Origin of the sequence: Hymenobacter sp., from assembly GCF_036387835.1 — a bacterium.
Lineage (GTDB): Bacteria > Bacteroidota > Bacteroidia > Cytophagales > Hymenobacteraceae > Hymenobacter.
Map to the genome: position 1 here is coordinate 20,000 of NZ_DASVSY010000042.1, position 20,310 is coordinate 40,309.

The window sequence follows — 20,310 nt, forward strand, 5'->3', positions numbered from 1 at the left end:
ACAGCCAGCTTCTTTTTACGGCATCATCCAGCAACAATCACCTATCAACAATTAACAAGCAACAAACAAATGAAAATCCGCTCCACTACCGTGCTCGGTGTACGCCACAACGGCGAAGTTGCCCTAGGCGCCGACGGTCAGGCGACAATGGATAAGCACGTCGCCAAAAGCAATGTGCGCAAGGTCCGCAAGCTCCAGGATGGTAAGGTCGTAACTGGTTTTGCCGGCTCCACGGCCGACGCCTTTATGCTGCTCGACAAGTTCGAAGAAAAGCTCAACGGCTACGGCGGCAATCTGCGCCGCGCCGCTATTGAGCTGGCCAAAGAGTGGCGCAAAGACCAGTACTTGCGCAAGCTCGAAGCCATGATGGTGGTAGCCGACAAAGACGAGCTGCTCATTATTGCCGGCTCCGGCGACGTGCTCGAACCCGACTCCGAAGTGGCCGCCATCGGCTCCGGGGCCATGTATGCCCAAGCGGCCGCCCTGGCCCTCAAGAAGCACGCGCCGCACCTTACGGCTCGCCAAATGGTGGAAGATGCTCTGCACATTGCCGCCGACATCTGCATCTATACCAACCACAATCTAATGATTGAGCAGCCGGTTTAAGGTTGTATTTGCAAGCAACCCAGGCGCAATTGTCCGCTATTCAGAATCTTCGATATAACACGCAAATATTGAACGATTCCACGCTGCAATTTGATTGTATTCCGCACACCCACTAGTATTGAACCTTTGATTCGATGAACGTAACGAACTTCCTTAAGCACCACTACCGCCACTTCAACGCCGCTGCTTTAATTGATGCCGCCGAAGGCTACAACAAGCACCTGGCCAAAGGGGGCAAGATGATGATAACGCTGGCGGGCGCCATGAGCACCGCCGAAATGGGCATCCAGTTGGCCGAGCTGATTCGGCAAGACAAGGTGCAAATCATCAGCTGCACCGGTGCCAACCTGGAAGAGGATATCTTCAACCTGGTCGCCCACGACTTCTACGAGCGGGTACCCAACTACCGCGACCTAACGGCGGCCGACGAACAGGCCCTGCTGGAGCGCCACATGAACCGCGTAACCGACACCTGCATTCCCGAAGAAGAAGCCATGCGCCGCCTGGAACACTCGGTGCTCAAGTTCTGGGAGCAAGCTGATAAGGCTGGCGAGCGGTACTTCCCCCACGAGTTCTTCTACCAGATCCTGAAGTCGGGCGAGCTGGAGCAGTATTACCAGATCAACCCCAAGGACAGCTGGATGCTGGCCGCCGCCGAGAAAAACCTGCCGATTATCTGCCCCGGTTGGGAAGACTCCACGCTGGGCAACATCTTCGCGGGCCACGTCATCAGCGGCGACATCCAGAACGTGCACACCGTGCGCACTGGCATCGAGTACATGATTTACCTGGCCGGGTGGTACACCGAGCAAGCCACCGACGAAAGCCCGGTGGGCTTCTTCCAGATTGGCGGCGGCATTGCCGGCGACTTTCCCATCTGCGTAGTGCCCATGCTGCACCAGGACCTGGGCCGCACCTCCGTGCCGCTGTGGGGCTACTTCTGCCAGATTTCCGATTCCACTACCTCCTACGGTTCCTACTCTGGTGCCGTGCCGAACGAGAAAATCACCTGGGGCAAGCTAGGCCAGGATACGCCTAAGTTCATCATCGAATCGGATGCTACCATTGTGGCGCCGCTGGTATTTGCCATGGTGCTGGGGCAGTAGTTGCCGCGGCTTCTGGCTAAAAAAGCAATTTTATAAAGCGCCTGCCGCTCTCAGAGCGGCAGGCGCTTTCGTGTTATCAGAGCAGGTTACATTTCGTAGTTCAAGGCATCAAACAGAAAAGAGCTATGAAACGTGAAAAACCCTCGTTCTATCACCTATTGGCTCTTATCGTTAAGATTATTGTAGGCATTTTGACGGGTGGATGGATACTGATAATGGTGTTCTTGATGTTTTTGTCAATGAACGACCCTAGCAAGAGGGAACTATCACAATCCCCACCCTTAGAGCTTAGATTCGTCGATGAGACTACTTCAGAAGTGTATTTGCGTAATCGGACTGATTCAGTACTCTTTCTGATGGTAACGGTCTCTCGTTCTTCCCTACAGATGGACACCGTTTGGTGGGGAATTAACGTTGCTCCCGAAGCCGTCGGCCGTGCAGTGGCAGCAGTGGCGCCGTACTTGACCTTAGGAAAGATAGTCTACCCTCTCACAGCCCCGATTCTATTGCAAGACTCAGGTGATACGCTGGTAGCAGATAAGCCAATTGATTTGCCGGCAACTGGCCAGGTTGGTAAGCATAAGTTGTTTTATCCTCATCGGAATTTGCCGCTTTGGAAAGAGCGAGTGCGACAATTCAAACCTGCTTTTGAGCCCACAATGATTATCCAGCCTTTTTCCGGGCAGCCGGATTCAGTGGTAATAATAGTGCGGGTTACCTCCTACGGCACCTTTCTATTGGCCCGGGAGGAAAAGAGAATAACGAAGACAGTCGAGCTTGAAGATGTAAACGCAAACGGACGAAAGGACACACTAATAGATGAGCAGACCACTTTTTCTGCCCTGCTACCCAAAGTGCGATGGACAGATTCTCTTCATCATTCACGTAAACTGTACATTACTTTGGCTGACATCAAGAAGGCCCGCACCACCCAAGCCATTCATGATTCAGCTGAGTATAACAAGCTGACTTACTACCTGGATTACCAGTAATTGGCTGCTACAGCGTAAACAGAAAGCCGCTGGTGTTTGCCATAGTGCTGGAGCAGTAACCGGTCGCTAGAACCAAGTGAAAAGCCCGCCGCTGATATCCAGCGGCGGGCTTTTGTTTTTCGAACAGCCGTATAAGGAATAAAGTAATGAACTATTACATTTCGTGCCCTATTTTTCAGGTATGAGAAACCTAACCGTAGCCATTCCCGAAACGGTGGAAGCCGACGAGTGGGAACTGAAAATGATGCTGGCCGCCATGCTGTATCAGCAAGGGAAAGCTACGGGCGGTGAAGCGGCCGAAATAGCCGGCATGACTAAGCGGACTTTTCTGGAAATGCTAGGCAAGTTTGGCGTGTCGGTTTTCAGCGAATCCGTAGACGACTTACTATCGGATATCGACAATGCCGGCGGTCGTAATAGCTGATACTAGCAGTCTGATTTACCTGACTGCTTTAACACAGCTGCAACTGCTTCCGCAGCTTTATTCACAGGTATGATTACCCCAACAGTAGCCACTGAATACGGATTGCCTTTGCCGCCGTGGATGCGTGTGCAAGTGCCGCGTGAGGAAATCCGAACCATCATCTTTGGGGCCAGCATCGACATCGGGGAAGCCAGCGCCATAGCACTGGCCCTCGAAACGCCCGACTGCGTCGTTGTACTAGACGACCGGCGGGGTCGGCGGGCTGCCAATCGGTTGCATTTGCGTACTACCGGCACGTTGGGCTTACTGGTGGCAGCCAAACAGCGCGGGCTGGTGCCCGCCGTGCGTCCATTAGTAGCACTGCTGTTGGCTGGTGGTATGAGGCTGGCCCCAGAAGTTGAAGCCAGCATCTACACGTTAGCCGGCGAATGATCTGAAACTACCTGTCGAGTCGGATGCTACCATCGTGGCGCCGCTCGTGTTTGCCATGGTGCTGGGGCAGTAATTGCTGCTGGAGGTTAAATAGGAAGCCTGCCGCTGACATTCAGCGGCAGGCTTTCTTTGTTTAACGCTACTTAAGTAGCGCAGCAACTTGTACGTCAAACCGGGGCGCAGCCACAGTGGTGGGAGGAGGGTAAACTAATGAAGCTCTTCGCATTCTAGGCTACGGATCCAGCCGATAGAGCTACATACATGTTATGTGTCTGCCGCCGGCTATTATGCGTTTATAGAGGTATATTTAATTTTACTATTTAACCTCTTGGCATGAAAAATCATCTTTTTTCTTTGGCTGCTGTTGTGCTGCTAGGCATTTCGCTGCCGGCTTCTGCCCAAACGGCTCCGTCACCTCAGGGGAAAACTCAACCAGCAAAACAGGTGAGTAAACCAACGGGTCAGGACGTAAGCAAAACCACGGCGTCCAGCGGTTCCTACACCATCAGAGATACCGCCCAGTTCAATCGTAGGTTCCGTCGTTCCAGCCGTCCTTCGCCGCTTCCCGTGCCCGTACCGCCTAGACCCATAAAGTAGGCCGCGGGCCGCCGCTTCTGGCTAGGAAGAGCTTCTAATCCATCTTCTCCAGCCGCCGAAGGAATTCTCTTTTTCGCGCGAAATAGTGGTGGGAGCAGCGGAGTTTGGTTTTAAATCAAACGAGCTATTAGTGCCAGCAAGCCGCTTTTAATTGCTGTGTTAAGGAGTCAGATGCGCAGGCACCCACTTTGCACAAAGAACAATTCTTGGCACACCTGACCCGGCCGCAAAAGGAGCTCCCCTTTTCGCACGAGGCGGCGCTGAAAGCAACTCATAAAGTCGTGGGCAGCTTCCAGAGAAAGCCCGTTGCCATAAGTGCTTACAAATGCTTGTAGTTCAGGCGTCATTCCTCCTGGTGCCAAGGTCATTATTGATTTATTCTTATTGAAAAGCCCGCCGCTGAATTCAGCGGCGGGCTTTTCAATGAGCTGCTGCCAGTCTGCTAGTGGGCAGGAGTGGCTGCCGGCGCGGGTACGGGGGCCGACTTGGTCTGCTGCTGCTGCTTGATGTTCTGCTTGATATCGTTCCAATTCAGCGCTACCGCAACTATGCCCGCTATGAATGAGGGAACCAGGATACCTAGCACGAAGGGAAAGAAGCCGCGCACGAGCCGGCCGGCCAAGCTTAGGCCGGTATGCGCCAGCATCGAACTGTAGGCCCAGGTGGCGTAGCAAAAGGATATCGCGCTGACCACATAGCCTACTTTCTGAATAGCCGCGGTACCAGAATAGATGTATGACACGGGTAGAGACAGCAGGGTCAAAGAGTTGCATACTGCTGTGATGAACGCGGCAATGACCAAGCACTCGGCGTAATTATAGCCGCCGCGGCGCAAAAACAGGCGCGCAAATGCAGCAATAACTGGCACCAGCCCCACGTAGTACCAACTGAGGTATTTAGCCAGAAGATCAGTGGCTGACTTTTGAGCCTGCCACACCGCCTCGGGCATCGATGGGTCGCGGGGGGGGAGCATCTCGATGTGGAGCACCGAAGCTATAAACGCATACAGACCTGTTACGACCAGCAGGAGCGACAGGGGCCGGAAGTGGTCTGCGCGCTGCCCGGCCAGATAGCTCCGAATAGTTGAGCCCGGGCGGGAAATAATAGTCCGGATGGAGTACAGAATGCCCTTGTCAACGTGCCACACGGAATGAGGAATGTCGTGCAGCATGTGCGCCATAGTAAGCCGATGCGTGTGGTGAGCATCCTGCCCGCAACGGCCGCAGAAACGGTCTAGTACGAGAGTATCGCAGTTGAGGCAGGCCGTGGCTGAGTGTTCGTGCGAGGTGGGCGCCGTTGCTAAGCTGTGAACAGTTTCAGCTAGCTCAGGGGCAATGGCAACGGAGGAGGTAGATGTTGACTGCATAGACGCTAAGCAGGATTGGTTTGAATTAAATATAGGTAATACAAAATAGCAGGCCAAAACTTGGGCGTGAAACAATTATCAGGTTAAGTAGCGCAGAAGCTATAGAAAGCCACAGAAAATCAGAGCGAGGGCAGTAGAAACCGGTGCTATCTTTTAAAATCACACGCGTCGGCCGTATCAGTTAGCTCGGCCCAACGGGCGCTCAGAAACTTGGCGTACTGCAGGGGCGGCAGCCCGTAGCTCCCCACAGCGTAGCCTTCATTTACCTCGATCAGTGAAGTGGCGCCGGTAGCAGTGAGGCCGATATCAAGAGCGTAGGCGCAGGGCGCGCTGGTGTAGGCCGCAACAGCCGCTTCTACTACGCGGGGGTCGAAGTGGGCGCGCCAGTCGCCGCGGTAGGGTTGGGCGGCCAGCACGCGGCCGTACCGCACGAAACAGCGCCATTCGGCTACAAACTGTACTGGCTCGGCGCACCACACGGGGGTGTTCTCGGCTTGGTCGCCGCAACCCATCAGGTCGCGGAAGTGGCGCACGAGCACACCCGTAAACTTTTTGCGCGCCAGCATTGGCTTCACAAATACCGGCCACTGTGCAGGATCGGCGGCCACGGCGTTGATGGTGGATTGCCAGATGCGCCGACCCAGGAAGCTTTGTAGCTCATTGGGGTAGTCGAGGGCGGGTGGTACGGGCCGGCCCAAAGCGCGCAGCGCATCTTCCACCTGATCGATGTGGCCCACTACTACGTCGGCCGGGTCATCGGTAGGCGGGGTGGTGGCAGGAGGCAAGGGCACGATTTCCCAACCCATTTGCCGAAAGCCGTCGGCAGCGGCAAAACAGCTGGTGTTGACCCACTCGCCAAACTGGTCTTGATTGATGAAAGCGCGCATAAACGGAGTAGTGCCTTTGTACCTGGCAAACCTACTCTGATTGTGCTTGGCCTGGCCGCGTAGAGAAATAGTCAGTTTTAGGCCACTACCCGGTTACTCCGCAATTCCAGTTAAGCAGCTTTCAGGTTGGATCTTGTGTTCCTAAAGAAGAACAGTACGCTCATGGAACCGCGGAGAAGCCTACCTTCGAGTTGATACCACGCCCGTTCATCTCTTCCCTGCTCATGAGCCTCGACCTCGCCAGCTTCTACCAATACACGCCCGAAAACGAAAAAACGACTGTCTATATCCAAACGCCCGACGGCGAAGAGATGGAGCCGTGCGACGCGCTGCTGGTTGCCCAAACCAAGTTTCGGAAGCTCTATATCACGCTCGAGAGGCGCCGCCGCTACTTGGTCTTCACCCAAGTGCCCGACTCCGAAGAGCTGGAAATGGAATTCCTGCACGACTACGAAGAAGTGGAAACTCTCCTGGAAGATGCCGGCCTCGACGGCATCCACGACGGCGAGCAGGGCATCTTGTATCATAACCTACTGTATCTGCTCATGAACCCATAAGCTCCCGCACGCACAAAAAAGCCCGCTGCTATTACCTAGCGGCGGGCTTTTTTGTGCGCATTATTTGAAAATCGATAAACTCATCTCAGACAAGTGGTTGGGTTGTAGCGCGGAATTGATTTCCGGTGGCTTCCGCATTACCAACCCAACTGCTCATATGATACATGTGACAGTATGCGCTTAACTACGCCTCCACGAAGCTGGTGGCCGTAGCCGCAGCCAGCCACTGCTGTAGGTCATGCTGCACGGCAGCTATTTTCTGTTCGGCCCGCTGGTAGGCATCTTCGCCTAGGAACAAATGGAGCGGTGGATTTGTGGTTTCGCTTACCTCGATGAGCAGCGCCGCCGCTTTCACCGGGTCGCCGGGCTGGTTGCCGTTGATTTGCTGCTCGTGCAAGGCCTGCGAGTCGCGCACCGATTGGTAGGCATTCAGCGGGTGTTGCGGCTTGCCCATCGAGTTGGCCGAGAGAAAATCGGTACGGAAGTAGCCGGGGTAGACCACCGTCGCCTCGATGCCAAACGGCTTTACTTCGTATGCATAGGATTCCGTTAGGCCAACGACGGCAAACTTGGTGGCGCAGTAGACGCCCCACCCCGGAAAACCACCCGTGAAGCCGCCAATTGAGGAGATGTTAAACACATGGCCCGAGCCCTGTTGGCGCAGGTGCGGCGTAGCCTCTCGAATCACGTTCAGCATCCCGAACACATTTACGTCGAAGTTTTTGCGTGCTTCCTGGTCGGAGAGTTCTTCCAGGGCACCAAGCTGGCCGTAGCCCGCGTTGTTGACTACCACATCGAGGCCGCCGAGGGTGCTGATGGTGGTGGCTATGGCTTGTCGCACGCTTTCCTCGTTGCCGAGGTCCATTTGCAAGGGCAGGAACCGGTCGGTTTCAAGCGGCACGGCTTGTTTCAGCTCCGCCACATGGCGAGAGGTGGCCGCTACAGCGTAGCCGGCGGCTAGTAGTTGGTGTGCCAGCGTCAGACCGAGGCCTTTCGAAGCGCCGGTCACAAACCATATCTTGTTGGGGTTCATGTTGTTGATATTTTTCTTGATAAGACAGCGAATCACTCAGGGCGAGGCTTGCGAATTGATAGAGCATAAGAAAAGCGGTTAAAGCGTGAGGTAGTTACAAGGGCAGACGTGCCCGACCGCATTTTATTGCAGCCGGAAGTGAAATCAATCCATAGAAGCGCTGCCTACTGCCGCTTTCGGTTGCGTCTATTGCTCGAAGCCGGTTGAAATCGGTAAGGTTTTCCGGGTTTCGAATGCTTGACGGCAGGAGGTGGTGAGTGGGGCAGCACGGGGCCACACCGGGCCCGGCACCGTCATAAACCAGATGGGGAATTTGCTCATAAGTTTGCTCTGTTTGTACAGTGCAAAGCTAGAGCCGCTGCTAGCCTAAGGGCTTGCTCTAATCAAACCAATACTTGCGAAAATCAAACAGTGCGTACCGCGGAAGGGGTAGTGCCGGCTTGTTTCTTAAAGAAGTTGCTGAAGTGCGCGGGCTCCTCGAAGCCCAACGAGTAGCTTATTTCCGACACATTCCAGTCGGTGTGCTTGAGCAGGGCGTGGGCTTCCTGCACGAGGCGGTCGGCAATGAGTTGGGAAGTGGTTTTGCCGGTTACTTCCTTCAGCGCCCGGTTCAGGTGGTTGACGTGTACGGCCAGTTGCCCAGCAAAGGCATTGGCATTGCGCAGCCGCACCTGCTGCCCCGGCGACTCAATAGGAAATTGCCGCTCCAGCAACTCCGTAAACAACGAAGCAATGCGCGTAGCGGCACTACTGTCGTGGTAGAGTGTGGCCGCCGGCTGCAACTTCATGGCGCTATGAACTAGCTCGAACACGTAGGCCCGCAATAGGTCGTATTTGAAGGCGTAGTTGGATTCTATTTCCACGAACATCTTCTCGAACAGCTGCTTGCAGGCCGCCAGCTGCGCGTCGTTCAGGGAATAAAGCGGTTGACCACCGGGCTTGAACATGGGCAGGTCGAGCGCGCCGGCGTGCAGGTGGCGTTGCAGGAATGCCTCGGTGAAGATGCAGAAGAAGCCGGTTTGTTGCTCGTCGAGTGGCTCCCAATGGTAGGGCACCATGGGGTTGGCGAAGAGCAGCGCGTTGCCTCGCACTTCCACGGTTTTGTCGGCGAAGTGGTAGTTGCTGCGGCCCGTAACGAGCGTGATTTTGTAGAAGTCTTTGCGGCTGTAAGGAATGGGGCAAGCCTTCGGACCTATAAAATCATCGAGTTGAAACACGTTGAAATGCCCGATGTCCTGCTTGAGGTTCTCGGGCATCCAGTGGATTTTAGCTTGATAAAACTCTTCGAGGCTAACGGGCTTCAACATAAAGCTAAGTTACGCAAATCAAACTATAGTAACTTCCTAGTACCTTGTTGGTAGCTAGACTGCCTCCGGTTACTTGGTTCTTCCCGCTTCATTCGCCTGCACATGCCCACGACAACCATCCCCAAGAAACTCCTGGCCCGCCAGCACGAAATAACCGCCGATTTCCTGCGCGTAGTCGACCAGCACCTGGCCGACGTGGTGGAAGGACGGGCCACGGAAATGCTGGAAATCCGGGACTTGGCCGACCAACTGCACATGCATCCCACGCACCTCAGCAACACCGTTAAGCTTGCCACCGGCCACTCGCCGTGCTACTACTTCGAGGCCCGCATCATGGACGTATCCCGGCATCTCCTGCGCGACACCACCCGCCCCGTAGCCGACATTGCCGCCAACCTCACCTACGACCCTTCCAACTTCACCAAGTTCTTCAAGCGCTTCGAAGGCTGCACCCCCAAGCAGTACCGGGAGCAAGTATGGGCCGAGCGCCATAGTGGCGTTTTGTGAAGGTGTGTTACAATACGAACATAAGGGTAGAATTCATTGCTTAGAAGTAATCTATTGATAATAAGGGTTTATTGGAAAGTAAGGGATTCTTTGGTAGCTTAAGTAGGTGTCTTGTAGCCTGCAGAGCTGGATTTGACAAAGCAACTCTGTGAGCTTGAAAGCCTACTTTAGTTGATAACAACCCTGATTTATAGCTATGACCTCTCCACTGACCAGAAAGTACGCTCCGTATCTATTAACTGCCGGGTTGGCAACAGCAGCTTTTTCAAGTTCTTGTTCTAAAGAGGAATCCACTGAACCCAAGGTGGTTGAGCCAGATAAGTATGTGCTCAAAGACGTACGCTACTTCTTTACGGCAGATAGTCGCATTGATACCGCACTTGTAAATCTGGCCGGACTGCGTGTGCAGAACCCAAGTAATACCCTCTCCTCGCAGCAGGTTGAAGGAGGCTTTGGCGAATTAATGAAAACGTCACAGTTCGAACTAGAGCCGACCACCTCACTTCCCAAGGAAGTGGAGTTAAATGAATTCGAATTACAAGTGCCCCAACACTGGTATGGTAATGAGTTATTCGACTACTCTACCGCAGCCTTTCCCCTCAGTGTTACTCCTCAAGAAAAGCCTTATGGGTTTGATCCGGAACACTTGCTAACAATTCGAATTCCGCCTAAATCCCAAATCACTATCAGCCGTCAAATAGATGCGTACCGTCTCGCTTGCTCTTTTCAATGCGTGTTGGAGAATACAACGACGGGCCAACGCTACTCCATACGGGGAAAATGGAAAGGCCTTTTGCAGTATGGCAATCCGTCAGTCACGCTAAAACAGTCTCCTTTGTAGGTCTTGTTTTCAACGAGTCAAATGCTGCCATTATTTTTCTGCACCTAATCAGCAGCTTATAGAAGACATCGGTTTAATCATCAAATCACTAAAAACGGAAACTATCACCATTTAAACTGAACTACTCACCATGTTTCGGGCGACGGCGGCCGCCACCTTTGTGCTGTCATCTTAACTCCTTGAAACTATGAGCACAAACAAGATAGCCCTGGTAACCGGCGGGAGCCGTGGCCTCGGCAAAAACATGGCCCTGAGCCTAGCCCGCAAAGACATCGATGTTGTTCTGACTTACCACAGCAAAAAGGAAGAGGCCGCCGCTGTAGTAGCGGAAATTGAAAGCCAGGGCCGCAAAGCCGCCGCCCTGCAACTCGACGCCTCGAATATTGGCTCCTTCGATGAGTTTTTCGACCAGGTGAAAACCACCTTGGGCGACACGTTTGGCGCAAACAAGTTTGATTTCCTGGTCAACAATGCGGGTACGGGCCTGTACGCCATGTTCGCGGAAACCACCGAAGCACAGTTCGACGATATGATGAACATTCACCTCAAGGGCCCCTACTTCCTGACTCAGAAGGCGCTGTCGCTGCTCAACGACGGAGGCCGCATCATTAATATCTCGTCGGGGCTGGCGCGGTTTGCTAACCCGGGCTCTTCGGCTTATGCCAGCATGAAGGGCGCTATAGAGGTACTGACCCGCTACCAGGCCAAGGAACTGGGCGCCCGCGGTATTGCCGTGAACGTGGTAGCACCGGGTGCCATCGAAACTGATTTTGGTGGTGGCCGGGTACGCGACAACAAAGAAATCAACGACCAGCTAGCGAGTGCTACGGCCCTCGGCCGCGTGGGCCTGCCCGACGACATTGGCCCCGTAGTGGCTTTCCTGTGCACCGAGGACGCCAAATGGGTGAATGCTCAGCGCCTGGAAGCCTCCGGCGGGATGTTCCTGTAGCCGGTAACTAGGGTCATAAAAAACCTCCCCGAGTATATCGGGGAGGTTTTTTTGTTGAAATCGGTACCGTAATGGTGCGCTACAGCCCTCGGAACAGGGGCCGGGCGGGGTTCCAGTTGCCGAGGCCCCACGGAATCATGAGGAGCACGAGTAGCAGCGAGATAGTAAACCAGATGAGGGCCTTCTTGTGCTTGACCACCGCCTCGGATGCCTTTTTGGAGACACTGCGGCCTATTTGAGCGGCAGCCCAAGCTAAAATCATGACGCTGATATGCTCGACTCCCCAAAAGCGGGCAATAGGGTCTTTCATGGCGCCGGCCACTTTCATGCCTTGCAGCCCTACGGGGCTAAACACAAAGTAAAGTAGCAGGCCAAGCAGCAATTGCAAGTGCATGGAGCCCACAAAGGCCGCGCCCATACCATTATCGGCCCCCACCCAGGCCCGACGGCCCTGCCAACCGCCAAAAGCGCGAAAGATGGCAATCAATCCAAAAATAAGCACGAGCCAGCGGGACCAGGAGTGCAGCAGAAGTAGAATAGGGTACATAAGCAGAGAAAAAAGTGAGCACGGATTTTTTCGGATTCGACGGATTGGTCGGATTTTGTAGATGGCTCTACTCCGCAGTAGCGCAGCAATGTTGACAAGCTCAGCAAAACAGCGTGTATTACTCTGTTGCCACCACCAACTTGCGCAGGCAAATAGGTTACAAACTCGACGCGACAAAACTACCACGCTCCACGCCGTCCACAAAATCCGACCAATCCGAATAATCCAACTGAATCCGTGATTCAGAAGAGCAAGGGGGCTGTATCGTGCTTGTGCCCTTCGAATAGGAAACATTTTTCGCGCACAAACAGCTCGTCTTCCTGCCGCAAAATGGTGATATTGTTGATGCTGATTTTGAGGTTGAAGGTTTGCTGATTGAGGTATTGCAGCACTGGGCCTAGCAACTCGGGCGTGGTGTCGTGCAGGGCCAGTGAAATGTGCGGCAGCCAGCAATCGGGGCCGCTAAACTTGTCGGTGCGCAAGCATAGGGGCTTGGTGGCATGCAGAATGCGCTGATGCAGGTGGTTAAGCTCGTCGGAGCGCAGCACGGGGATGTAGATAACCGGATTGGGTCCCGGAAACAGCCCCAGGCCGGTGGTGTGCACCACGAAGGGCGTAGTGTGGCGGGCCACGTCGCGCAGGCATTGGTTGAGGGCCGAGAGCTTGCGTACGCCCGCCAGCTGATACGTGATGTGCGGATCGGCGGTGGCTTGGACGTCATCGAGCCCAAATTCCGTTTCCAGGCTTTTGATGATGCGATTGATCCGGTCGGCGTTCTGCGGATTCAGCAGGGAGGTTATGGCAAGCATCGGAGCTTCAGGAGCAAGTTCGGAAACGAAGTGGAAGGTGCAACGGAGTGGTTCTCCAGTCTGCTGCGCAGAGCCAGATACCGTTGCGCTAGTTGCGGGCCGGGCCTAAGGTAGCAGGTCCCGAAGAAGAGAAGTACACGTTGCGTGTGCTACCCTAGCCACTGGCCGGGTTATTAGGTAGTCAATCCAGTTAAAACAAACGCTTATCAACTGTCAAGTAAGGCCTTGCCAGTTGGAAAAAGAGCTAACGGCCAACAGCTGCCAGCCAAGAGCTACCTACTTGATCTGCTCTTTAACTCGAAATCCCTACACTTGGTTGGAAGCGTTTTGCAAGTGTTGGGTGAACTGCTCGCTTTGCCCGCGCGGAATGCTTAAGGTTTGCCACTCCTCGCCACGGAGTGCTTTGGCCTGCCCCACAATCTGGCCCACGTGGTAGGCGTAGTGCGCCACCTGCCGCTGCACGGCCGCCAGCACCGTGTGCGCCTCCCCGCGGATGGTAACGGTACGCAGCAAATCGGTGGGTTGCAGGGCTTCGAGCAAGTCGAAAAGTAGGAGCCAGGCATCCGCCCACTGTGCCTGCAGCGTGGCCACGGTTTCCAGCGACGTTGGCTCTACAAATTCCTGGTCGCGCTGGCGGGTGGGCTTTTCCCCGTCGGAGCTTAGGAAGTAAGTGAAGCGCGAGTTGAGGTTGCCCACCATGTGCTGCACAATCACGGCAATGCTGTTGCACCCCGGAGCAGGCACGTGCAACCAGTCGGCCAGCGAGAGTTGCGCCAACGCCCGGTCGGCCAACGACTTGTAGCTGCGGAAGCTGTGGTGGAACGAGGCGAGAAGAACGTTGGCAAGTTGGGTGGTGTCGGACATGGCGGCAGGAGTGAGGGTAACTCTTCGTTGATGCTGGTACACACTATGCAAACGCGGCAGGGCGCTTGATTGAACATGCGCTTAAAGGGCGCGGGTCCTATCATGAAGATAGCCAATGTAGGCGTAATGCTGGAAAAGCTCGTCGGCCGGAGTGGTGTAGCTCGTCCGGAATGGAAACCAATAATTCAACCATAATGCCCCCATTCGTCGTAAGCGCAGGCCAATCCCTTGCCGTGATAGATTCTGCCTTTCCACCTGTGCGCGAAGTTTCCGACTCCTCTGGCCCGAAACGATGGCTACGGATGGGGCTATGGCTATTGGCCGTTGTGGTGCTGATCCTAGGCGTCGCGCTGGCTCTGCTCGACCCTTGGCTGCGCCGGACCCTGGAAAAACAGGCTACTAAGGTCAGCCAAGGCCACTACCGTCTGGTTATCGATGATTTGCGCACGCACCTATGGTCAGGTACCGTAGTGCTCGGCGGCGTGCATTTGCGCTCCACTAATGCCAAGCAAGCGGAACTGCCCGAGCTTTCCTTCGACCTTACCCAATTCCGCGTAGCGGGTATTGGGCTGGTAGCGGCCCTGCGTCGGCAGGAGGTGCCGCTGGATAGCGTGGTGCTGGAAGGACTGCAGCTGCAACTAGGCCAGCTGCCACCTACTCCCAAAGACAGTTCAGCAAAACCGCTCTACCAGCGTCTGCCGCTCGGGCTGCCGGGGCTGCGCGTGGGCTACGTGGCACTCCGGCACCTGAAGGCGCGCTACAGCAGCTCCCCGGAAACGCAGGCCCAAGTGGAACAAGCCACCCTCACGGCCCACGACTTCTACCTAAGCGCGGCTGGCGCTACCGACACCACGCGGCTCGGCTACGCTGCCGCAGTGTCGGCGGAGGTGCGCACCTTGCTGGCGCGGGTGCCGGGCCATGTGGTGCGGCTGCCGCATGGGGCGTTTTCGTCGGCAAGCCAGCGCCTCACGCTCAATTCGGTGCGGCTGGTGCCGCTGCAGCCCATCAGCAACCAGCGCACCCGCAGCGCGCGGGCCGATATACTGCTGCCCCGGCTTGAACTAACCGGACTACGGGCCGCAGGCCTGCAGCGGGGCCGCTTCCAAGCCGATGACCTGCACCTGACGGGGCTGCAACTCCTGGCAACCATGCCGGCCGTGCCGCCCCCGCCGCTGCACGAGGTGGTGGCGACTTACCTGCCTAGCTTCCAGCTAAAGCAGCTGCGCCTCACTCGTGCCAAAATGCAGGTAATGGGGCTGGAGCTAGCCCCGGCCGTGCAAGGCGTATATCTGACGGGTACCAACATACGCCTGCAACCCGACACCAGAGGCCAGCTCTACTATGCCCGCGCCTGGACGCTGCGCACCGGCCCCGCCCGCCTCCGCCTCGATGGGCCCTATTATCGGTTGGCGCTTGAAAGCATACAAGCCGACACCCGCCGCCAGTTGCTGCAGCTCGAAAATGTAGCCATAGCGCCTACCATGTCGGTGGCGGCCTTAGCCCGCGGCAAGGGCCACCAATCGGCGCACGTGCGGGTGCGGCTGCCCCGTTTGCGCATGAGTGGGCTCGATATAGAGGGGTTGCTGGAAAAAAGTAATCTGGTGGCTCAGCGGCTGGAAGTGAACCATCCGCGCGTACTCACCGAAAGCGACGGTCGGTTTGCCATCAACCCCAAGGTGTCGGTGGCCACGCCCGATGCCATTGGGCAACTGCCGTTCCGGGTGGATGTGCGCCAGGTGCGGTTCGTGGACTTGGGCATCCGGATGAGCTACCGCTCGCCCCGCAGTGCTCAGCCCGGCGTCATGGCCATGCAGCAGCTCACCGGCATGCTTGCCAACGTCAGCAACGACCCGCGCCACATGAGCGCCGCCCATCCCCTGACCGGACAGGTAACGGGCCGGATACAGAAGCTATGCGCCGCTGAGCTCCGTCTGCAAGCCAATGTGCTCGACCCAGGCGGCGTCCATACCATTAGCGGCCGGTTTGGGGCGGCGCCCCTGGCTATGCTCAACCCCATGACTACAACCACCCGCGGCCTGCGCCTGCGCAGCGGCGACATCGACTACATCCGCTTCCAAATGCAGCTCGACCGTAAGCAGGCGCAGGGCACCATGCAAGCCGCTTACCACGACCTCAAGCTGGTGCTGCTGAACCGCCAAGACCGCCCCGGCCTCTTGCACCGCCTCGAAACGTCGGTGGTCAACGGGGTTTTCCTCCGCGACAACAACCCGCGCAAACCCGGCGAGGAATTGAAGGCGGGTTCTATTAAGTCGAGCCGGGAGTTGCGCTACTCGGTGTTTTCGCTGTGGCGGCAAGGAATTGTGAGCGGCATGCTCAATAGCGCCGGCGTGCCAGGGCCGTTGGCAAAAAAAATCAGCGAGGCGGAATAGGGAAAGGTGAAGTGGTGAAAGGTGAAATTGTGAATTGTGCCTTGTTCACTTTCACCACTTCACCTTTCACCACTTCACCTTTCACCACTTCACCCTTCACCACTTCACCTTTCACAACTTCACCTTTCACCACTTCACCTTTCACAACTTCACCTGAACAATTGTGGCGCTTATGGCCTTATGTTGCAACTCAGGTTCTTGGTTGTTTCATCTTTTGCGCCTATTTACTTTCCCTTATGGCTGTTCTTGCCTTCTTTTTGGCGCATTGGTACTTGTCGTTGTTCACTCAAACATTCTTTCAGCATCGTTACGCGGCCCACAAAATGTTCACCATGCACCCGGCGTGGGAGCGGTTCTTTTTCGTGTTCACGTTTCTGATGCAAGGCTCGTCGTTCATGTCGCCGCGTAGCTACGCGCTGCTGCACCGCATGCACCACGCCTACTCCGACACCGACAACGACCCGCACTCCCCGCACAACTCCAACAATGCCTTCACTATGATGTGGAAGACCCGCAACATCTACCAGGAGGTGTTGCAGCATCGGTCGGAGGGAGCTAAACGCTTCGAAGACAACCTATATCCGGAGTGGGTGGCGCTGGAAAACTTTTCCCACCGTTGGTACGCCCGCGTGGCGTGGGGCGTGGGCTACATCAGCTTCTATATCGTGTTTGCTACGGCCTGGTGGCAGTACCTGTTGCTACCCATTCACTTTATGATGGGGGCTGTGCACGGCGCTATCGTGAACTGGAGCGGGCACAAATACGGCTACCAGAACTTCGATAACCGCGACAAGTCCCGCAACTCCCTGTTCTTCGATTTCCTGACCGGTGGAGAATTGTTCCAGAACAACCACCACAAGCTGCCGTTGCGCGCAAACTTTGGCGTGAAGTGGTGGGAGTTCGATCCGACATATCCGGTTATCTGGACGCTCGATAAAGTAGGTATCATTTGTTTGAAGCGCCGCGTGGTGGCAACTGCCGGGGCGTAATCTCCACAGAAAGCCGTAGCGCGCAAGCTCGCCGAGAAGTCGTTTAGCCATCCTAATGCGGAAGTTCTGCCGCGTTAGGATGGCTAATTTGTGTTTGAAATAGAGTACAACAATTGGCTCTTTACCCTATTGATAATACGCCCAAGAGGTGGTGCTTTTCAAGTATGTTCTCTTGAAATATAGTCTGTATGCCTACTATTTTTGTTTCGTAGAGTTTAATTTTGCAGATCAACTAGTTGATCCTAAACAGCAAGTATTTTCAATTAATGTAGTGACATTGAATAAACGAACTATTTGTTGTAATTATTCATTACCAGCAACGAAAGGGTGCAACCTTCTTGCTACCCTGAGTCGTACTGGTTTTTACTTTTCCCACGCATATCTCTGCTTTTTTACTGTATGTCTGAACTTCTATTTGACATCAATTTGCAGGAAATGCCTGATGAGTATTTGAACGGGGAATGGTGCGTGGAAGACCGGGTGCTAAACCGGAATGATCCCGATAGTCCTTTGGCCCGCGCCACTAAGCTTTCTTTGCAGCCAGGTAAGTTGCAGGTACACGCGCCCGATACCGAAAACTCGGGGCAATGGAGCATGGAGCGCGATAATTTGCTTAACCGGCCTTATCTGGAGGTGCAGCTGCTGCAAGAACAAACCCGCGCGCTTATCACACGTCTGCGCCGCTCCACCGATGGCCTGCAAAGCCAACTCATCTTGTATTTTCAGTCGGGCATGGAAATTCAGCTTGCCCGCCCTTGCTAATTGTTGTTGTAAATGAGCACCACCGTTTCCACCGAGCAAAGTCTACGCCAGCAGGGCGAGGAACAATTTCGTTTTCTAGTTGAGTTTATTCCGCAGCTGGTATGGTTCACCGATGCTACGGGCTTCCATACCTACTTCAACCAGCGCTGGACCGATTTCACCGGCTACACCCTAGCCGACAGCGTCGGCCCCGACATGTGGAACAACCTGCTCCACCCCGACGACCAGCAGCGGGCCCGCCAGATATGGGGCCACTCCCTGGCTACTGGCGAGTTCTACGAAATCGAGTACCGCTTCAAAAGCAAAAACGGCGGCTACCGTTGGTTTCTCGGTCAGGCCCAACCGCAGTTCAACGAGGACGGCAGCATCAAGCAGTGGTTTGGCACCTGCACCGATATTCACGAGCAGAAAGAAACTGAGTTTGCCCTCCGCCGCCGCGAGCAAGAGCTGGAGCGCGCCTACGCCGACCTGGAAGTGAAAGTAACATTCCGTAACCTGGAGCTAGAACGCGAAGTGCACGCCCTGCGCCAGCAGCTAGGCAAGTAAGCTTCAACAACACAAAAACGGCGGATCCGTAACAGAGCCGCCGTTTTTGTGTTGTAGCCGGTGACTTAGAACGTCACCTTGCCAATAGTAAATTCCGCTGGCGGCGGGGTCACCATCATCTGACTTAGGCGAGAGTAGAGCACGTAGCTGTCGGCGCCGGCGCGGCGGGCCAGAGTGGTAGGCGACACCGACTGGCTGGCTGTGAAGGTGCCCGTTTGTGTGGCCGCTGTCCAGTTGTTGCTGGTGTTGAGACGAATCACGCTCCTGCCACCCACTACAGCTTGCAGCGTGTTGTTGTCTTCGAGCAGTAGGCCATCGGCCCCCGTGAAGTCGATGCCGGTGGTGGTAACGCGGGTGAAGGAGGTGGGAGCGGTTACGGGCACCTTGAAGAGGCTACCATTGTCGGCTCGGGCCACCAGCAAGTAGCCATCAGGGTGGAAAACAATACCATTGAGCCCAAACGCGCCCGCGGCAGCAGCAAACTGCGGGTCGGTGAGGAAAACGGAGGCCACACCTTGCGGATCTACTTTGTAGATATAAGGAGCAAAGCTGTCGGTTACGTAGGCGTTGCCTTGGTCGTCAACGGCTATGTCGTTGGCAAAATGGCGGGACGCGGTGGTCAGTACTCCTAGATCCACGTTGAAGTTAAGCTGCCCGTTGTCGCGGTTGTAGCTCACGAGCCGGGCCACGTTGCCGGCCATAGCATTAGAAGAAGCCACCAGCACCCGGTTGCGGCTGTTGTCGAGGTTGATGCCGACGGCCGAGGTGATGATGCGGGTGCCGCTGGCAGTGGTGCCGGGAGCCAACACGGTATAAACGCCAGCATCCGTGACGCGCCCAATGTTGCCGGTAGCAAGCGAGCTAACCAGAAAACTGTTGTTTTTGGCATCGTACTGCACACCCTCCGGGAAGAGGCCGGCTTGGGTGAACGTGACGAGTTCGGGGCTGGCCGGGGTGTTGTCTTCGTCATCGTCGGAGCAGGAAGCAGCTAGCACGCCACTTAGCAGCAAGGCCGTAGCAGTAGCAATTCGGCGCAAGGGAAATAGGGAAACAGTCAAGGTCAACATGTAAAAAGAATGAAGTGAACTATGTACCTACCTGAAACGAGATTCCTTAATGTTCAGGTGTATACAATTAGGGGCAGCGCCTACGGTGCGGCTGGCAAGTTCCTGCTCTTCAGTTACTGGCTGTAGCAAATGGTTACAAACTGCTGGCAAGGCACAAAAAAACGGCCCGCCTTAGTAGAGGCAGGCCGATGTAGAGAATTGCTTGCTATTGCGCCGTGAAGGTCGTGCTGGCGGGGGTGAGGCCCCCGCCAGCACGACTTACGTGAGGTCAGTTACTTAGTGCGTCAGTACCAAGCGGCCACTATGCGTTTGACTGCCGGCGCGGAGCTTAAACAGGTAGGTGCCCGCGGGCAGCGTCGTGCCATCGAAGCGCTGCTCGTGCCAGCCAGCCGTTTGCTGACTATTCACTACGGTTTTCACTTTGCGGCCCATCATGTCGAACACTTCCAGACTTACGGCGCCACCTTCGGCCAACTGGTAGCTGAAGCTGGTGTGGTCGGTGAAGGGGTTAGGAGCGAGGCTTACCACTTCGTGCTGGTTGCGGCTGTTGGCCGTGGCCAGCGGGGAGGCAGCGCCGCGGGCTGCATCAACCGGGGCGGAGGTCCATTGGTCGTGGGTGCGGGTGACGATAACGGCAAAGTCAGCGCGCTTCACTTTCTGTTGGGGCTTGAAGGTGGCGTGCAACACCGGTTGCAAGTCGTAGGGGCCTTGCGTGAGGCTGTAGTAGGCGTT

The 20,310-nt window shown here is 55.5% G+C and carries 24 protein-coding genes; 13 read left to right on the top strand and 11 right to left on the bottom strand.

Annotated elements, in window-relative coordinates; all coding sequences use genetic code 11:
* The first annotated feature begins 69 nt into the window (after positions 1-69).
* The 5 genes from hslV (at position 70) to VF639_RS08555 (ending at position 3,560) form a co-directional block, all read left to right on the top strand.
* On the top strand, positions 70-606 hold the full coding sequence (hslV, locus tag VF639_RS08535; RefSeq protein ID WP_331145473.1) for an ATP-dependent protease subunit HslV: 537 nt from the start codon (positions 70-72) through the stop codon (positions 604-606).
* 134 nt (positions 607-740) lie between these two features.
* Positions 741-1,712, top strand: coding sequence for a deoxyhypusine synthase family protein (locus VF639_RS08540; protein WP_331145474.1), 972 nt, complete (start codon positions 741-743; stop codon positions 1,710-1,712).
* Positions 1,713-1,837: 125 nt separating this feature from the next.
* The gene (locus VF639_RS08545; RefSeq protein ID WP_331145475.1) at positions 1,838-2,704 is read left to right on the top strand and encodes a hypothetical protein; all 867 of its coding nucleotides are present in this window, start codon (positions 1,838-1,840) and stop codon (positions 2,702-2,704) included.
* A 181-nt stretch (positions 2,705-2,885) separates the two neighbouring features.
* Positions 2,886-3,128 carry a UPF0175 family protein gene (locus VF639_RS08550; RefSeq protein WP_331145476.1) on the top strand — a complete coding sequence of 81 codons (243 nt, stop codon included), beginning with the start codon at positions 2,886-2,888 and terminating at the stop codon, positions 3,126-3,128.
* 69 nt (positions 3,129-3,197) lie between these two features.
* A complete protein-coding gene (locus tag VF639_RS08555) occupies positions 3,198-3,560 on the top strand; it encodes a PIN domain-containing protein (RefSeq protein ID WP_331145477.1) in 363 nt (120 codons plus the stop codon).
* A 1,039-nt stretch (positions 3,561-4,599) separates the two neighbouring features.
* On the opposite strand, the gene VF639_RS08560 is transcribed toward VF639_RS08555, so the two are convergent.
* Together VF639_RS08560 and VF639_RS08565 are read right to left on the bottom strand one after the other, a co-directional pair.
* Positions 4,600-5,523, bottom strand: a complete 924-nt coding sequence (locus tag VF639_RS08560) for a DUF3667 domain-containing protein (protein WP_331145478.1) — start codon at positions 5,521-5,523, stop codon at positions 4,600-4,602.
* 146 nt (positions 5,524-5,669) lie between these two features.
* Positions 5,670-6,410 (bottom strand): ATP-grasp domain-containing protein, encoded by a 741-nt coding sequence (locus tag VF639_RS08565; protein WP_331145479.1) that lies wholly within the window; start codon positions 6,408-6,410, stop codon positions 5,670-5,672.
* A gap of 224 nt (positions 6,411-6,634) precedes the next feature.
* Here VF639_RS08565 and VF639_RS08570 point away from each other — a divergent pair, with 224 nt between their 5' ends.
* Positions 6,635-6,967: a hypothetical protein gene (locus tag VF639_RS08570; RefSeq protein WP_331145480.1), complete on the top strand. Its 333-nt coding sequence runs from the start codon at positions 6,635-6,637 to the stop codon at positions 6,965-6,967.
* 184 nt (positions 6,968-7,151) lie between these two features.
* On the opposite strand, the gene VF639_RS08575 is transcribed toward VF639_RS08570, so the two are convergent.
* The 3 genes from VF639_RS08575 to VF639_RS08585 all read right to left on the bottom strand — a co-directional run bounded on the left by VF639_RS08575 (position 7,152) and on the right by VF639_RS08585 (position 9,307).
* Positions 7,152-8,036 carry an SDR family NAD(P)-dependent oxidoreductase gene (locus tag VF639_RS08575; RefSeq protein ID WP_331145481.1) on the bottom strand — a complete coding sequence of 295 codons (885 nt, stop codon included), beginning with the start codon at positions 8,034-8,036 and terminating at the stop codon, positions 7,152-7,154.
* A 150-nt stretch (positions 8,037-8,186) separates the two neighbouring features.
* Positions 8,187-8,321: a hypothetical protein gene (locus tag VF639_RS08580; protein ID WP_331145482.1), complete on the bottom strand. Its 135-nt coding sequence runs from the start codon at positions 8,319-8,321 to the stop codon at positions 8,187-8,189.
* Positions 8,322-8,404: 83 nt separating this feature from the next.
* Positions 8,405-9,307: a helix-turn-helix domain-containing protein gene (locus tag VF639_RS08585; RefSeq protein ID WP_331145483.1), complete on the bottom strand. Its 903-nt coding sequence runs from the start codon at positions 9,305-9,307 to the stop codon at positions 8,405-8,407.
* Positions 9,308-9,409: 102 nt separating this feature from the next.
* Between VF639_RS08585 and VF639_RS08590 the strand changes: the two genes are divergently transcribed.
* The 3 genes from VF639_RS08590 (at position 9,410) to VF639_RS08600 (ending at position 11,604) form a co-directional block, all read left to right on the top strand.
* The gene (locus VF639_RS08590) at positions 9,410-9,814 is read left to right on the top strand and encodes a helix-turn-helix domain-containing protein (protein ID WP_331145484.1); all 405 of its coding nucleotides are present in this window, start codon (positions 9,410-9,412) and stop codon (positions 9,812-9,814) included.
* Positions 9,815-10,010: 196 nt separating this feature from the next.
* Entirely contained in the window at positions 10,011-10,655 is a 645-nt protein-coding gene (locus tag VF639_RS08595) for a hypothetical protein (RefSeq protein WP_331145485.1), read from the top strand.
* A gap of 187 nt (positions 10,656-10,842) precedes the next feature.
* Positions 10,843-11,604: an SDR family oxidoreductase gene (locus tag VF639_RS08600; protein WP_331145486.1), complete on the top strand. Its 762-nt coding sequence runs from the start codon at positions 10,843-10,845 to the stop codon at positions 11,602-11,604.
* A 79-nt stretch (positions 11,605-11,683) separates the two neighbouring features.
* Here VF639_RS08600 and VF639_RS08605 read toward each other — a convergent pair whose 3' ends face one another.
* From VF639_RS08605 to VF639_RS08615, 3 genes are all read right to left on the bottom strand, one after another.
* On the bottom strand, positions 11,684-12,151 hold the full coding sequence (locus VF639_RS08605) for a hypothetical protein (RefSeq protein ID WP_331145487.1): 468 nt from the start codon (positions 12,149-12,151) through the stop codon (positions 11,684-11,686).
* 242 nt (positions 12,152-12,393) lie between these two features.
* The gene (locus VF639_RS08610) at positions 12,394-12,960 is read right to left on the bottom strand and encodes a 2'-5' RNA ligase family protein (RefSeq protein ID WP_331145488.1); all 567 of its coding nucleotides are present in this window, start codon (positions 12,958-12,960) and stop codon (positions 12,394-12,396) included.
* Positions 12,961-13,266: 306 nt separating this feature from the next.
* Positions 13,267-13,824: a DUF1572 family protein gene (locus VF639_RS08615; RefSeq protein WP_331145489.1), complete on the bottom strand. Its 558-nt coding sequence runs from the start codon at positions 13,822-13,824 to the stop codon at positions 13,267-13,269.
* Positions 13,825-14,081: 257 nt separating this feature from the next.
* Between VF639_RS08615 and VF639_RS08620 the strand changes: the two genes are divergently transcribed.
* Positions 14,082-16,214 carry a hypothetical protein gene (locus VF639_RS08620; RefSeq protein WP_331145490.1) on the top strand — a complete coding sequence of 711 codons (2,133 nt, stop codon included), beginning with the start codon at positions 14,082-14,084 and terminating at the stop codon, positions 16,212-16,214.
* Here the strand turns inward: VF639_RS08620 and VF639_RS08625 are convergent.
* The gene (locus VF639_RS08625; protein WP_331145491.1) at positions 16,198-16,359 is read right to left on the bottom strand and encodes a hypothetical protein; all 162 of its coding nucleotides are present in this window, start codon (positions 16,357-16,359) and stop codon (positions 16,198-16,200) included. The genes VF639_RS08620 and VF639_RS08625 overlap by 17 nt on opposite strands.
* Positions 16,360-16,450: 91 nt before the next feature.
* On the opposite strand from VF639_RS08625, the gene VF639_RS08630 reads away from it, so the two are divergent.
* The 3 genes from VF639_RS08630 to VF639_RS08640 all read left to right on the top strand — a co-directional run bounded on the left by VF639_RS08630 (position 16,451) and on the right by VF639_RS08640 (position 18,511).
* A complete protein-coding gene (locus VF639_RS08630; RefSeq protein ID WP_331145492.1) occupies positions 16,451-17,203 on the top strand; it encodes an acyl-CoA desaturase in 753 nt (250 codons plus the stop codon).
* Positions 17,204-17,602: 399 nt separating this feature from the next.
* Positions 17,603-17,965, top strand: coding sequence for a hypothetical protein (locus tag VF639_RS08635; protein ID WP_331145493.1), 363 nt, complete (start codon positions 17,603-17,605; stop codon positions 17,963-17,965).
* Between the two features lie 12 nt (positions 17,966-17,977).
* Positions 17,978-18,511 carry a PAS domain-containing protein gene (locus tag VF639_RS08640; RefSeq protein WP_331145494.1) on the top strand — a complete coding sequence of 178 codons (534 nt, stop codon included), beginning with the start codon at positions 17,978-17,980 and terminating at the stop codon, positions 18,509-18,511.
* A 65-nt stretch (positions 18,512-18,576) separates the two neighbouring features.
* Here VF639_RS08640 and VF639_RS08645 read toward each other — a convergent pair whose 3' ends face one another.
* On the bottom strand, positions 18,577-19,578 hold the full coding sequence (locus tag VF639_RS08645; RefSeq protein WP_331145495.1) for an SMP-30/gluconolactonase/LRE family protein: 1,002 nt from the start codon (positions 19,576-19,578) through the stop codon (positions 18,577-18,579).
* Positions 19,579-19,854: 276 nt separating this feature from the next.
* Positions 19,855-20,310: T9SS type A sorting domain-containing protein (locus VF639_RS08650; protein WP_331145496.1), on the bottom strand; the 456-nt coding region annotated here is incomplete at its 5' end.